Origin of the sequence: Pseudomonas sp. DY-1 (assembly GCF_003626975.1) — a bacterium.
Lineage (GTDB): Bacteria > Pseudomonadota > Gammaproteobacteria > Pseudomonadales > Pseudomonadaceae > Metapseudomonas.
In genome coordinates this window covers 3218141-3231283 of the sequence record NZ_CP032616.1, presented here as the reverse complement: position 1 = coordinate 3231283, position 13143 = coordinate 3218141, and the positions used below count along the sequence as shown (strand labels likewise).

Genomic DNA, 13143 nt, shown 5'->3' with positions numbered 1-13143 from the left:
TGTAGCGCCTGTTGTCCAGCCTCGGCTGTGCGTATAATCGACCACTTTGTGAACAAGACTTGTGCTATGCAGCTGGTTCGAGGTTTACACAACCTGCGGCCCCATCATCGGGGCTGTGTCGCCACCATCGGCAATTTCGACGGCGTGCACCGCGGCCATCAGGCCATTCTCAAGCGGTTGCGCGAGCGTGCGGCTGAGCTGGGTTTACCCACTTGCGTGGTGATTTTCGAGCCGCAGCCACGCGAATACTTCGGCCCTGACACTGCTCCTGTCCGCCTCACACGATTGCGTGACAAGCTCGAGCTGCTTGCTCGTGAAGGGGTGGATCGGGTGCTCTGCCTGGCGTTCAACCACCGCCTGCGTGAGCTCAGTGCCGCCGAATTCGTGCATGCAGTACTCGTCGAGGGGCTGGGCGCCAAGCACTTGGAGATCGGCGACGATTTCCGTTTCGGCTGCGACCGCGCCGGTGATTTCGATTTCCTGCTGCAAGCCGGCGAAGCGGAAGGTTTCAGTGTCGAAGCCGCTGCAACTGTTGAGCTGGACGACTTGCGGGTCAGCAGCACCCGCGTGCGCCAAGCCTTGGCCGAGGGCGACTTCGTGCTTGCCGAGCGGCTGCTGGGGCGTCCATTCACCATTACCGGCCGTGTGCTGCACGGGCAGAAGCTCGGCCGCCAGCTGGGTACCCCGACTGCCAATGTGCAGCTCAAGCGCCGCCGCGTCCCGCTCAATGGTGTGTACCTGGTCAGTGTGGAGCTGGAAGGCAGGCAACTGCCTGGCGTTGCGAACATCGGCGTGCGCCCCAGCGTGAAGGGCGACGGACGCGCCCACCTGGAGGTCCATCTGCTGGACTATTCCGCCGACCTCTACGACCGGCGGATCAGCGTGACCTTCCACCACAAGCTGCGTGATGAGCAGCGTTTTGCCTCCCTGGAGGCGTTGAAGTCGGCGATCGATGCGGATGTCGCTGCCGCCCGTGCCTATTGGCAGGGTACTCAATCAAATTGAAGAGCCTGGACTGAAATGACCGATTACAAAGCGACCCTGAACCTGCCAGAGACGGCATTCCCGATGAAGGCCGGTCTGCCCCAGCGCGAACCGGAACTGCTGCAGCGCTGGAACAGCATCGACCTGTACGGAAAGCTGCGGCAGATCGGCGAAGGTCGCCCGAGGTTCGTCCTGCACGATGGCCCGCCTTACGCCAACGGCAGCATTCACATCGGTCACGCGGTCAACAAGATCCTCAAGGACATCATCGTCCGCTCCAAGACCCTGGCGGGCTATGACGCCCCTTATGTCCCGGGCTGGGACTGCCACGGTCTGCCCATCGAGCACAAGGTCGAAACCACCCACGGCAAGAACATGGCCGCGGACAAGACCCGTGAGTTGTGCCGTACCTACGCCGCCGAGCAGATCGAAGGCCAAAAGGCCGACTTCATCCGCCTCGGCGTGCTGGGCGACTGGAGCAATCCCTACAAGACCATGGCTTTCAGCAACGAGGCGGGCGAAATCCGCGCGCTGGCTGAAATGGTCAAGCAGGGCTTCGTGTTCAAGGGCCTGAAACCGGTGAACTGGTGCTTCGACTGCGGCTCGGCATTGGCCGAGGCGGAAGTCGAGTATGCCGACAAGAAGTCCGATGCGATCGACGTCGCCTTCCCCATCGAAGATGCCGATAAGCTGGCCGCCGCCTTTGGCCTGTCCAGCCTCGCCAAGCCTGCTGCCATCGTCATCTGGACCACCACCCCCTGGACCATTCCGGCCAACCAGGCGCTGAACGTCCACCCCGAGTTCGACTACGCGCTGGTCGATACCGGCGCGCGCCTGCTGGTGCTGGCCGAAGAACTGGTTGAATCCTGCCTGCAGCGCTACGGCCTGGAAGGTCAGGTCATCGCCACCACCAAGGGCGAGTCGCTGGACCAGGTCCGTTTCCGTCATCCGTTCTACGAGCGCCTGTCCCCCGTATACCTGGCCGAATACGTCGAGCTGGGTGCCGGCACTGGCATCGTTCATTCCGCGCCGGCCTACGGTGAGGATGACTTCCGTACCTGCAAGCAGTACGGCATGAGCAACGATGACATTCTCAGCCCTGTACAGAGCAATGGCGTCTACGTCCAGGACCTGCCGTTCTTCGGCGGCCAGTTCATCTGGAAAGCCAATCCGGCTATCGTCGCCAAACTGGAAGAAGTGGGTGCGTTGCTCAAGCACGAATCCATCAGCCACAGCTACATGCACTGCTGGCGCCACAAGACCCCGCTGATCTACCGCGCCACTGCACAGTGGTTCGTCGGCATGGACAAGCAGCCGGAGCAGGGCGCGACTCTGCGCGAGCGTGCGCTGACCGCCATCGAGCAGACCGAGTTCGTCCCCGGCTGGGGGCAGGCCCGCCTGCACGGCATGATCGCCGGCCGTCCGGACTGGTGCATCTCCCGTCAGCGCAACTGGGGCGTGCCGATCCCGTTCTTCCTGCACAAGGCCACCGGCGACCTGCATCCGCGCACCGTCGAGCTGATGGAGCAGGTTGCTCAACGCGTCGAGCAGGAAGGTATCGAAGCCTGGTTCAAGCTGGACGCTGCCGAGCTGCTCGGTGACGAGGCTGGCCAGTACGACAAGATCAGCGACACCCTGGACGTCTGGTTCGACTCGGGTACCACGCACTGGCACGTCCTGCGCGGATCCCACGCCGAACTGGGCCACGCCAGCGGCCCGGCTGCCGACCTCTACCTGGAAGGTTCCGACCAGCACCGTGGCTGGTTCCACTCGTCCTTGCTGACCGGCTGCGCCATCGACGGCCATGCCCCTTACCGCCAGCTTCTGACCCACGGCTTCACCGTGGACGAGAGCGGCCGCAAGATGTCCAAATCCCTCGGCAACGTCATCGCCCCGCAGCAGGTTACCGACAGCCTGGGTGCCGACATCCTGCGCCTGTGGGTATCGGCCACCGACTATTCCGGCGAGATGGCCGTTTCCCAGCAGATCCTCCAGCGCAGCGCCGATGCTTATCGCCGCATCCGTAACACCGCGCGCTTCCTGCTGGCCAACCTGAACGGCTTCGACCCGGTCAAGGACCTGCTGCCTGCCAAAGACATGCTGGCCCTCGACCGCTGGGCCGTGGACCGCGCCCTGCTTCTGCAGCGCGAACTGGAAGAAGCCTACGGCGAGTACCGTTTCTGGAACGTCTACTCGAAAGTGCACAACTTCTGCGTGCAAGAGCTGGGCGGCTTCTACCTCGACATCATCAAGGACCGTCAGTACACCACAGCCTCTGACAGCATACCGCGCCGCTCCTGCCAGACTGCGCTGTTCCACATCGCCGAGGCGCTCGTGCGCTGGATTGCGCCGATCCTGGCCTTCACCGCCGAGGAAATCTGGCAGTTCCTGCCGGGCGAGCGTAACGAGTCCGTCATGCTCAATACCTGGTACCAGGGCCTGTCCGAACTGCCCGAAGGCACTGAGCTGGACCGCGAGTTCTGGGAGCAGGTCATGGCCGTCAAGGCCTCGGTCAACAAGGAGCTGGAAAACCTGCGTAGCAACAAGGCGATTGGCGGCAACCTGCAGGCCGAAGTCACCCTGTTCGCCGAGGACGCCCTGGTGGCGAGCCTGGCCAAGCTGGGCAATGAACTGCGCTTCGTGCTGATAACCTCGGCTGCTGACGTCCAGCCCCTGGCCAGCGCGCCGGCCGATGCCGTGGAGACCGAAGTTGCCGGTCTCAAGCTGAAGATCCACAAGTCAGCCCACACCAAGTGCGGTCGTTGCTGGCACCACCGAGCCGATGTCGGCCAGTTCGTGAAGCATCCGGATCTGTGCGGTCGTTGCGTCGAGAATATCGATGGAGCCGGCGAGGTTCGTCACTATGCCTAAGGCATACGGCCGACTCGGCTGGCTCTGGCTGACTGCCCTGGTATTCGTGCTGGACCAGGCGAGCAAATGGTTCTTCGAAACCGAACTCAACCTCTACCAGCAGATCGTGGTCATTCCGGACTACTTCAGCTGGACTCTGGCCTACAACACTGGTGCGGCCTTCAGTTTCCTCGCCGACAGCTCCGGCTGGCAGCGCTGGCTGTTCGCCGTGATCGCACTGGTGGTCAGCGGTGTGCTGGTGGTCTGGTTGAAGCGCCTGAAACCCGAGGAAACCTGGCTGGCTGTCGCGCTGGCCCTGGTCCTTGGCGGCGCCCTCGGTAACCTCTACGACCGCGTGGTGCTTGGCCACGTGGTCGATTTCATCCTGGTGCATTGGCAGAACCGCTGGTACTTCCCGGCGTTCAACCTGGCCGACAGCGCCATCACCGTCGGCGCCGTGATGCTGGCGCTGGATATGTTCAAAGCGAAGAAGTCCGGAGAACCTGCCCATGACTGAACATCGCATAGGGCCGGACATGGAAGTCACCCTGCATTTCGCCATCAAGCTGGATAACGGCGACGTGGTGGACAGCACCTTCGAGAAGAAACCAGCCACCTTCAAAGTGGGCGATGGCAATCTGCTGCCAGGTTTCGAGAGCGTGCTTTTCGGCCTCAAGAGCGGCGACAAACGCGTCCTGGCCATCGAGCCCGAGCAGGGATTCGGTCAACCTAATCCGCAGAACGTGCAAGTGATGCCTCGAGGCAACTTCCAGGACATGGAGCTTTCCGAAGGCCTGCTGATCATCTTCAATGACGCGGCCAATGCCGAGTTGCCTGGGGTGGTCAAGCTGATCGACGACACGCATGTGACCATCGATTTCAATCACCCATTGGCCGGCAAGCCACTCGCATTTGAGGTAGAGATCCTGTCGGTCAAGCCGGCCTGATCTCCTGCGGCCGGACGAGGTAACTGCCATGCAAATCAAACTCGCCAATCCGCGCGGCTTCTGCGCCGGCGTCGATCGCGCCATCGAGATCGTCAACCGCGCCCTGGAAGTCTTCGGCCCGCCGATTTACGTGCGCCATGAAGTGGTGCACAACAAGTTCGTGGTCGAGGACCTGCGCGCCCGGGGGGCGGTTTTCGTCGAAGAACTGGATCAGGTGCCGGACAACGTCATCGTCATCTTCAGCGCCCACGGCGTTTCCCAGGCCGTGCGCCAGGAAGCCACCCGCCGTGGCCTGAGGGTGTTCGACGCCACTTGTCCGCTGGTGACCAAAGTGCACATGGAAGTCGCGCGCTATAGTCGCGACGGCCGCGAATGCATCCTGATCGGCCACGCCGGCCACCCCGAAGTGGAAGGCACCATGGGGCAGTACGATGCCAGCAATGGCGGCGCAATCTACCTCGTTGAAGACGAGGCCGACGTGGAGCGCTTGCAGGTCCGCAATCCGGAAGCATTGTCCTTCGTAACCCAGACCACCCTGTCCATGGATGACACCAGTCGCGTCATCGACGCGTTGCGCGCGAAGTTCCCCAGCATCGGTGGGCCGCGCAAGGACGACATCTGCTACGCCACCCAGAACCGCCAGGATGCGGTCAAGCAACTGGCCAACGAGAGCGACATCGTCCTGGTGGTCGGTAGCCCCAACAGCTCCAACTCAAACCGCTTGCGCGAGCTGGCTGAGCGCATGGACACCCCCGCCTACCTGATCGACGGCGCCGAGGACCTCAAACGCGAATGGTTCGACAAGGCACAGCGTGTCGGCATCACCGCCGGCGCTTCCGCGCCTGAGGTGCTGGTGCAAGGAGTGATTGACCAGCTCCGGGAGTGGGGCGCGGAGGTCGCGGTAGAGCTGGATGGAAGGCCGGAGAACGTGACCTTCTCCATGCCGAAGGAATTGCGGGTGGTCAACGTAGGTTGACACTACCCATACCGCCCAAATCCGGAGGCGTGCGAGAGTCTTTGCCCATCCGGAGCTGAAACTGCTGCAGACCGGGGCAGCCGCGAGTCAGCACTTGTCAGGCCTCTTCTTGACGTTGCGTACCCTGCCTGTTGCATTTAGTACCAACTGCCTGACCGGCAGTTGGCCATTGGCATGGCAAAGCGTCAATGTGCCGGCTTGGAAGGCGCCGCCTATCAAGGCTGTTCGGCCCATTGGCGTGTAGCGCACATAACGTCGTACTGGCGAATTGCCCTTGATGACCAACCCTTCCGGCTGTGGACCGACCTGCTTCAGTACGGGGTCGTCGTAGTCCCATCGACCATTGTCGTTCCGGTCGGCGTAGATCAGCCACCCTGTAGACCAGTTTCCGTCCTGGTTATCAACGAGCACCGCGACCCTCCGTGTTACCGATGCTTGGCGCGCATAGGCAAAGCTTGTGATCAGTGCCTGATTGGCGGAAGTCAATTCCTGCGCCCGGATGAACTGGCTGAGCGCCGGAACGCCAAGGCTGATGGACAGCGCGACAAGTGTCAGTACGATCAATGCTTCGATAAGGGTGAATCCGTGTGGGGTTTTGACCATGGCATCCTTGCCCTTCTTGAGAATTCAGGGAATATCGGCCTGTCGTCCCTGACCTTTGTCCGCCCGTCGCCGACAAAAGGACCGGAATCAGGCCTGGCCTGTAAGCTTCTGGAATTGAAGGGATTTCTCAAGATCACCAGGTCGACGGTGAATTAGGGAAAACTCCGGAAATTGGCGGCAGATCACTTCGCGCCATAAAGGAATGACGCATGCTGTGGGTATGGATGTCCTAGGAAAGCATGTGTAAAGCGCGCATTACACTGTCGGTGACTGATACCCGTTGTGCGCACTGAAACTGAGACGAGAATCGGGTGAAGTTGCGACAGCAGTCGGAGAATGGACAATGGCGGCAACTGAAGGGATTTCAGCTGAATCAGGGATTAAGCAGTCGAATCAGGCACTACTCTGGTCGTCAACCCAAGAAGGTGACTCGGTGGGCAGAACGAAGCAGCGTGGCTTTACCCTCATAGAACTCATGATCACGGTTGCGATAGTCGGCATCCTTGCAGCAATCGCCTATCCGAGTTACCAGCAGTATGTGATTCGCGGTAATCGTGCGGCTGCACAGGCGCAGATGATGGATATCGCCAATCGCCAGCAGCAGTACTTCCTCGCCAATCGTACGTATGCGACCAAGGAGCAACTGGGCTATAGCCTTGAGAGCGACCTGGTCGGCAAGTACACCGATAGCATCACTCTGGGCTCCGGTTCCGTCCCCAGCTTCACCATCACCTTCACGGCGGCTGGGTCGCAGGCGAGTGATGGAAACTTGACCCTCAATAATGAGGGGGTCAAGAACCCTCCGGCCAAGTGGTAGGTGCAATGAATCCTTCATTGTGGTTGACCCCGCAGCGCGGCCTGACCCTTATCGAGGTGCTGGTCACTATCCTCATCCTGTCCATCGGGCTGCTGGGTATGGCTGGCCTTCAGGCCCGGCTACAGCAGTCCGAAATGGAGGCGTATCAGCGTGCCCAGGCCTTGCTGCTGCTTGATGATATGGCAAACCGCATTGCTGCCAATCGCAACGCGGCGGTTAGTTATGTCACCGGAACGACATCTCCCCTGGGCGCTGGAATGACCTGCGCAAGCGTGACGTCGAGTTCGTCCCCTAGAGACCGGGACATCAGCGAGTGGTGCAATACCTTGCAAGGCGTGACGGAGACCAGCGGCACGGCCAGGGTCGGTGCGATGGTAGGGGCAAGGGGCTGCGTGGAGTCTATAGGTAGCAATCAGTATCTGGTCACCGTTGCCTGGCAAGGGCTTACACCAATCTCGGCTCCACCGTCAGGTGTAGCGTGCGGGGCTAACAGTTATAACGGCGTAACCGGGTCCGCTTGTGCGAATGACCTTTGTCGGCGTGTGGTAACCACCATTGTGCGTGTCGCAAACCTATGAATGACATGAATACCGCTTTTCGCGGCCTCGCATCCGGAACTTGTGGCCGCCTACGACAGTCGGGATTTAGCCTGGTCGAGCTGATGATCGCGGCCGTCATCAGCCTACTGATAATGGCGGCGGTCCTGACGCTTTTCCTAGACGTGTCGAGGACCAACGATGAAATGGCCAAAACTAACGCGCAGATTGAGAATGGCCGCTTTGCGTTGCAACTGCTCCAAGAGGATCTGGCTCATGCAGGATTCTGGAGTGGCTATGTTCCCGAGTTCGATGACCTGAGCAGCAGCGCAGTGCCTACCGACGTTCCCGACTCGGTACCAGAGCCGTGTTCCTGGACCGCCGCCGATAACGCGAACCTTTTGGGCATCTCCGTGCAGGTATATGACGGCGTGCCGCCTGGCTGCTCTGGAATAGTCACCAACAAGAAGGCCAATACGGATGTACTCGTGGTGCGGCATGCTGAAACGTGTCGTCCCGGAGTCGGCAACTGCGAGGCCGAGCAATCTGGAAAGCTCTACTTCCAGTCCTCCTTCTGCGCGGATGACGCGGTTCGCTACGTGCTGGGCACCAGTGGCTTCACCTTGAGGAAAAGGGACTGCGCCACACTATCGGACAAGCGCAGGTTCGTCTCCAATCTCTATTACATCCGCGATTATTCGGTTACCGCCGGGGATGGCATACCGACGCTCATGCGTTCGACTTTCGGTTCGGGAGCTACGCCGGGTGCAGGGGAAGCGCTGATCGAAGGCATCGAGGGCTTCCGGGTTGAGCTGGGCATCGACAGCGTCGGCGATGGTGGCGTGGCCAATGATTACAGCGAAGCGATCAATTTCGCCCTGAATGCCCAGGGCGACGTTGATCGTTCGCGACCGATCAATCGGGGCAACGGGACCGCGGACGGCGAGTTCGTGCGTTGCCCGGCCGCAGGTTGCTCAGAGGAACAGCTCATTGACGTGGTCGCGGTCAAGGTCTACCTGCTAGTCCGTGGCGTTCAGCCTTCGCTGGGTTTCAGCGACAGCAAGAGCTACGCCTTGGGGGCGGCCGATCCGGCAGCGGAGATCGTCGGTAGTAACTACAAACGTCACGTCTATTCAACCACTGCTCGCCTGGTCAACGTCTCGGGACGGAGGGAAACACCATGATCATGAGGGCTGCGCACCGCGATCAACAAGGCGCGACGCTCGTCGTCGGACTGATCATGCTGCTGATGCTTACCCTTCTGGTGGGCAGTGCGTTCACCATGAGTGGCAGCAGCCTCAAATCGGTTGGGAATATGCAGGCTCGAGACGAGGCGCTGGCCGCCGCCAACATCGCAATCGAACAGGTTGTGAGTTCGCCATTCACCGATGCGCCGGCGGCCGAGTCGATTAACGTGGACATCAATAATGACGGTACCGCCGACTACACAGTGGACATCGCTACCCCAGTCTGCATGAGCGAAACCGAGCTTCCTGTCGCGACCGAGGATCAGCTCAGTGGCTTGCGCGCTGGGGTGGAGCCGCCAGATTCGCAATGGAACACGGTCTGGGAGTTGGTGGCGACAGTCTCCGATCCGGTTAGCGGTGCATCCGCGCGCGTGCGGTCTGGCGTGCGGGTGTTACTGTCGGAGATCGAGAAGGAAAGCGTGTGTCCGTAACCGAATGTTGTTTCAGGAGAGCGGTATGAGAACGGGGTTCTTGAAAGGAGTTTTGGCGGCGTCGGCCCTGTCGTTCTGCTTGCCCGTCCAGGCGGAGGACATTGACCTGTTCGTGGGTACTACACCCAGCGACAACGATGTGCCGAATGTACTGATTGTGTTGGACAACACCGCGAACTGGAACAACGCCTTCACTAATGAAATGGCTGCGCTGAGTACCGTGCTGGGTGGCCTGGATGCCAACAAGTTTCGCCTTGGACTGATGATGTTCACCGAAACCGGGCAGGGCAACTCCAACACGGATGGTGCTTATGTGCGCGCCGCCATTCGCTTGCTGGATAGCAGCAACAAAACCAAGTACCAGCAGCTCGTGCAAAGCCTGCATATCACAGACGACAAGTCGAATGGCGGCAAGGTAGGCCTGGCCATGTGGGAGGCCTACCAGTACTTCTCCGCCGGAGCGCCCCACGCGGGCAATGGCAAGAAGAAGACGGATTACACCGGCAACGCCTTGGGTACCACAGCGTCGAACGCGGTCTATGCCCTGGCCGGCAATGCCCTGGCCGCAAAGGATGCGACGGTATACAACACGCCGATAGCCTCGGGATGTGCCAAGAACTTCATCATCTATATCAGTAATGGGGCGGCCCAGGACAACAACGCCGACATTACTGCCGGCACGTCAGCCTTGGCCGCGGCCGGGGGCAGGACGACCACCATTCCCATTTCGCCCAGTGGTTCGCAGGACAATGTGGCGGATGAGTGGGCGCGCTTCATGAAGTCCAGTGAGCACGGCATCGTTACCTACACAATCGACGTCAACAAGGTGACCACTGGCCAGGGGCCAGGCTGGACGGCGCTGCTCAAGAGTATGGCGAGCGTCAGCGGTGGCAAGTACTTCAACGTGACCAGCAGTGGTAGCGAAATTGCCGATGCGCTGAAGACAGCTCTTTCAGAGATCCAGTCGGTGAACAGTGCCTTCGCCTCGGTTAGCTTGCCGGTGAGCGTGAACACCCAGGGGACCTATCTGAACCAGGTCTTCATCGGGATGTTCCGCCCCGATGAGAACCTGGGACCACGCTGGGCCGGCAATCTCAAGCAATACAAGCTGGGCCTCAGCAATGGTGCCCTGCGACTGCAGGACGCCGCCGGAAACACGGCGATCAACACTTCGACCAACTTCATCACTGAGTGCGCCCGTAGCTTCTGGACGCCCACGAGCCTCGATACCTACTGGCAGAACAAGCCGCAGGGCGCCTGCCTGACGGTGGCCAATTCCGACATCTCGAATACGCCGGACGGCAACGTGGTCGAGAAGGGCGGACAGGGTTACCTGCTGCGCAGCGATGCCAACCGGACGGTCTACACCTGCAATCCGTCTTTCGCCTCCTGTAACCAACTCACCAGCTTTGACAGCACCAACCCGGACATCACCTCGTCCCTGCTGGGCGTCGCCGATTCCGAGCGGAGCAATCTGATCAACTGGGCGCGCGGCCTGGACGTGAATAACGAGGATCAGGATTCGGTCACCACCGCCGAAAAGCGTCAGTCCGCCCATGGTGACGTGGTGCATTCGCGCCCGGTGGCAATTGACTACGGCACCACCGGTTCGCCTCGGGTCGTGGTTTTCTATGGAGGCAACGATGGTGTATTCCGGGCGATCAACGGAAATCGCGCCGATAGCATTGGCTCCGTTGCAGCGGGTGGCGAGCTGTGGTCCTTCGTCCCGCCCGAGTTCTACGGCAAGCTGGGTCGGTTGCGCGCGGAGTCCCCGACCATCAGCTTCCAGGGCAGTACCGGCGGCCAGCCGAAGAGCTATGGTATCGATGGCCCCATCACGGCCTTCCGCGGCAGCGTCGACACTACGGAGAAGACCTTTATCTATGCCGGCATGCGGCGTGGTGGGCGGGCCCTCTATGCATTCGATGTCACAACCCCGGCCAGCCCCTCGCTGAAATGGAAGGTTGGCTGCCCGAACCTTGCGAATGATGATGGCTGCTCCAGCCAGATGAGCGGCATTGGGCAGACCTGGTCCTCGGCAGTGGTATTGAAGGCTGCGGGTTATGGGGCCGGCAACTCGCCGATGCTTATTATGGGCGGGGGTTATGACAACTGCGAGGATACCGATAACGGCACGGTCAATCACTCCTGTACCGCCTCCAGCAAGGGCAACAAGATCTACGTGCTGGATGCCAATACCGGAGCCGTGCTGGCGGTACTGGATACCAAGCGTGGTGTGGTCGGAGATATCACTGTAGTGCCCGACAGTTCGGGATTGGCGAAATATGCCTATGCCGCCGATGTCGGAGGCAATGTCTACCGCATAACCATCGGCAATGACGAGCCGGACGATTGGGATATCACCCGGATTGCTTCGTTCGGCTGTGCGGATGAGGAAAGTTGCTCTAGCAACCGGAAATTCATGTTCGCCCCTGAGGTGGTGGTTGCCAGTGATGGCTATCTGCTCCAGATTGGCTCCGGCGACCGGGAGAAGCCGTTGAGCACCTTCACTGCAACCGCGGGGGTTACCAATTACTTCTTCAATTTCAAGGATAGGCCTACCGAATCGGACTGGCTTAGCACTGATGACACCTGTTCGGATGACGGGGAAGACTTCATCTGTCTAGATTCCCTGCTGGCGATATCCGGCGATTCCACTCCGACCCAGGAGCAACTGAATGCCAAGCCCAAGGGCTGGTACCTTGGCCTGGAGGCCTCCGAACAGGTAGTGACTTCGGCAGTGACGGTTTTCGGCCGAATCGTCTTCAATACCCATCAACCGACCCCGCCGGATCCGAATGCCTGTTCCGGTCTGGGCACCAACCGGGCTTACAACATCGCCTATAAGGATGCTTCTGGCCTCGATGGCGACCGGTTCGTCGTTCTCGACGGAGGCGGGCTTTCACCTTCTCCAGTGGCGGGCAAAGTTAGGCTGGATGATGGTACGGAATTGCCGTTCGTCTGCACCCTCGAGTGCTTCGAGCCAGATCCCGAGTTCTCCTCTGTGACACAACCCAAGGGCCGGGTTTACTGGAGCATCGACAGAGAATGAGTCGTTTAGCTTTGGGACTGGATGACGGCAGAGCCGCTGGGATGCGCGGCTCCGTCGGCTTCACCCTGATTGAGCTGATGGTCACACTGGCGGTCTTGGCGGTGCTGCTCGGTATTGCGATTCCGTCTTTCACTGGCGTGACCCTGGGCAGCAAGCTGCGGAGCCAGGCCAATGATCTGGTCGCTGGCGCCACACTGGCAAGAAGCGAGGCGATCAAGCGCAACCAACCGGTGACCCTTTGCGCATCGGCAAACGGTTCGACCTGCGCCTCTTCGGGTGGCTGGCAACAGGGCTGGATAGTGCGCGGTTCCGACGGCACGGTAGTGCAGAGCCACCCGGCTGCACCGAGCGGTTTCGTGATCTCCTCCAGCGTGCACAGCATTGCCTTCCAACCGACCGGCACCGCCTCGGCGAGCGCCGTATTGAAGGTATGTCGTGCCTCGCCAGATGAGGGCGAACAGGAGCGTCTTGTCTCGCTCAGCCTCACTGGACGGCCCTCGGTGTCCAAGACCACAACAGGCGAATGCCCTTGAGCGACGCTGCGTCGCCGATCTAGCAAGCGGACGCACACCTGCGGACGCCACTGCCATAGAATGCCCCTCCCGGTTGCGGGCTCGGCCAGCATTCTCTGTTGCTGTGCCCATATTGTTCGTACGTCGTTTGTGCGAGGCAGGCTTCTGGTTTGCTAGTGCCCGCGTCA

At 60.5% G+C, this 13143-nt stretch carries 12 protein-coding genes; 11 read left to right on the top strand and 1 reads right to left on the bottom strand.

The annotated features are described in order from the left end of the window. The first annotated feature begins 66 nt into the window (after positions 1-66). Genes ribF through ispH form a run of 5 tightly spaced genes read left to right on the top strand, consistent with a single transcriptional unit; the run spans position 67 to position 5757 of the window. Complete coding sequence (gene ribF / locus D6Z43_RS15240) at positions 67-1005, top strand: bifunctional riboflavin kinase/FAD synthetase (RefSeq protein WP_120652996.1); 939 nt, start codon at positions 67-69, stop codon at positions 1003-1005. A gap of 15 nt (positions 1006-1020) precedes the next feature. After that, positions 1021-3855, top strand: coding sequence for an isoleucine--tRNA ligase (gene ileS, locus D6Z43_RS15235; RefSeq protein ID WP_120652995.1), 2835 nt, complete (start codon positions 1021-1023; stop codon positions 3853-3855). Next, the gene (lspA, locus tag D6Z43_RS15230) at positions 3848-4351 is read left to right on the top strand and encodes a signal peptidase II (protein WP_044872181.1); all 504 of its coding nucleotides are present in this window, start codon (positions 3848-3850) and stop codon (positions 4349-4351) included. The genes ileS and lspA overlap by 8 nt, the downstream gene beginning before the upstream one ends. Continuing rightward, positions 4344-4781 (top strand): FKBP-type peptidyl-prolyl cis-trans isomerase, encoded by a 438-nt coding sequence (gene fkpB / locus D6Z43_RS15225; protein WP_120652994.1) that lies wholly within the window; start codon positions 4344-4346, stop codon positions 4779-4781. Before lspA ends, fkpB begins: the two co-directional genes overlap by 8 nt. Positions 4782-4809: 28 nt before the next feature. Further along, the gene (gene ispH, locus D6Z43_RS15220; protein ID WP_120652993.1) at positions 4810-5757 is read left to right on the top strand and encodes a 4-hydroxy-3-methylbut-2-enyl diphosphate reductase; all 948 of its coding nucleotides are present in this window, start codon (positions 4810-4812) and stop codon (positions 5755-5757) included. A gap of 87 nt (positions 5758-5844) precedes the next feature. Here the strand turns inward: ispH and D6Z43_RS15215 are convergent, their stop codons facing one another. Beyond that, a complete protein-coding gene (locus tag D6Z43_RS15215; protein WP_120655275.1) occupies positions 5845-6360 on the bottom strand; it encodes a GspH/FimT family pseudopilin in 516 nt (171 codons plus the stop codon). Positions 6361-6835: 475 nt separating this feature from the next. On the opposite strand from D6Z43_RS15215, the gene D6Z43_RS15210 reads away from it, so the two are divergent. From D6Z43_RS15210 to D6Z43_RS15185, 6 genes are read left to right on the top strand one after another with little or no spacing between them, the layout of a single operon-like run. After that, positions 6836-7177 (top strand): type IV pilin protein, encoded by a 342-nt coding sequence (locus tag D6Z43_RS15210; protein WP_371924423.1) that lies wholly within the window; start codon positions 6836-6838, stop codon positions 7175-7177. Positions 7178-7182: 5 nt separating this feature from the next. Then, the gene (gene pilV, locus D6Z43_RS15205; protein WP_174235585.1) at positions 7183-7755 is read left to right on the top strand and encodes a type IV pilus modification protein PilV; all 573 of its coding nucleotides are present in this window, start codon (positions 7183-7185) and stop codon (positions 7753-7755) included. Further along, positions 7752-8897 (top strand): PilW family protein, encoded by a 1146-nt coding sequence (locus D6Z43_RS15200; RefSeq protein ID WP_305955658.1) that lies wholly within the window; start codon positions 7752-7754, stop codon positions 8895-8897. The genes pilV and D6Z43_RS15200 overlap by 4 nt, the downstream gene beginning before the upstream one ends. Continuing rightward, complete coding sequence (locus tag D6Z43_RS15195; RefSeq protein WP_120652990.1) at positions 8894-9391, top strand: PilX N-terminal domain-containing pilus assembly protein; 498 nt, start codon at positions 8894-8896, stop codon at positions 9389-9391. The genes D6Z43_RS15200 and D6Z43_RS15195 overlap by 4 nt, the downstream gene beginning before the upstream one ends. A gap of 25 nt (positions 9392-9416) precedes the next feature. Next, positions 9417-12443, top strand: coding sequence for a pilus assembly protein (locus tag D6Z43_RS15190; protein ID WP_120652989.1), 3027 nt, complete (start codon positions 9417-9419; stop codon positions 12441-12443). A gap of 41 nt (positions 12444-12484) precedes the next feature. Then, on the top strand, positions 12485-12976 hold the full coding sequence (locus tag D6Z43_RS15185) for a GspH/FimT family pseudopilin (RefSeq protein WP_120652988.1): 492 nt from the start codon (positions 12485-12487) through the stop codon (positions 12974-12976). Positions 12977-13143: the final 167 nt, after the last annotated feature.

Bases quoted from the DNA above. Each gene is read 5' to 3' on its own strand.
- D6Z43_RS15185 (WP_120652988.1), top strand. From the start codon at position 12,485: ATGCGCGGCTCCGTCGGCTTCACCCTGATTGAGCTGATGGTCACACTG.
- ribF (WP_120652996.1), top strand. From the start codon at position 67: ATGCAGCTGGTTCGAGGTTTACACAACCTGCGGCCCCATCATCGGGGC.
- D6Z43_RS15215 (WP_120655275.1), bottom strand. From the start codon at position 6,360: ATGGTCAAAACCCCACACGGATTCACCCTTATCGAAGCATTGATCGTA.
- D6Z43_RS15190 (WP_120652989.1), top strand. From the start codon at position 9,417: ATGAGAACGGGGTTCTTGAAAGGAGTTTTGGCGGCGTCGGCCCTGTCG.
- pilV (WP_174235585.1), top strand. From the start codon at position 7,183: ATGAATCCTTCATTGTGGTTGACCCCGCAGCGCGGCCTGACCCTTATC.
- D6Z43_RS15200 (WP_305955658.1), top strand. From the start codon at position 7,752: ATGAATGACATGAATACCGCTTTTCGCGGCCTCGCATCCGGAACTTGT.
- D6Z43_RS15195 (WP_120652990.1), top strand. From the start codon at position 8,894: ATGATCATGAGGGCTGCGCACCGCGATCAACAAGGCGCGACGCTCGTC.
- D6Z43_RS15210 (WP_371924423.1), top strand. From the start codon at position 6,836: ATGATCACGGTTGCGATAGTCGGCATCCTTGCAGCAATCGCCTATCCG.
- fkpB (WP_120652994.1), top strand. From the start codon at position 4,344: ATGACTGAACATCGCATAGGGCCGGACATGGAAGTCACCCTGCATTTC.
- lspA (WP_044872181.1), top strand. From the start codon at position 3,848: ATGCCTAAGGCATACGGCCGACTCGGCTGGCTCTGGCTGACTGCCCTG.
- ispH (WP_120652993.1), top strand. From the start codon at position 4,810: ATGCAAATCAAACTCGCCAATCCGCGCGGCTTCTGCGCCGGCGTCGAT.
- ileS (WP_120652995.1), top strand. From the start codon at position 1,021: ATGACCGATTACAAAGCGACCCTGAACCTGCCAGAGACGGCATTCCCG.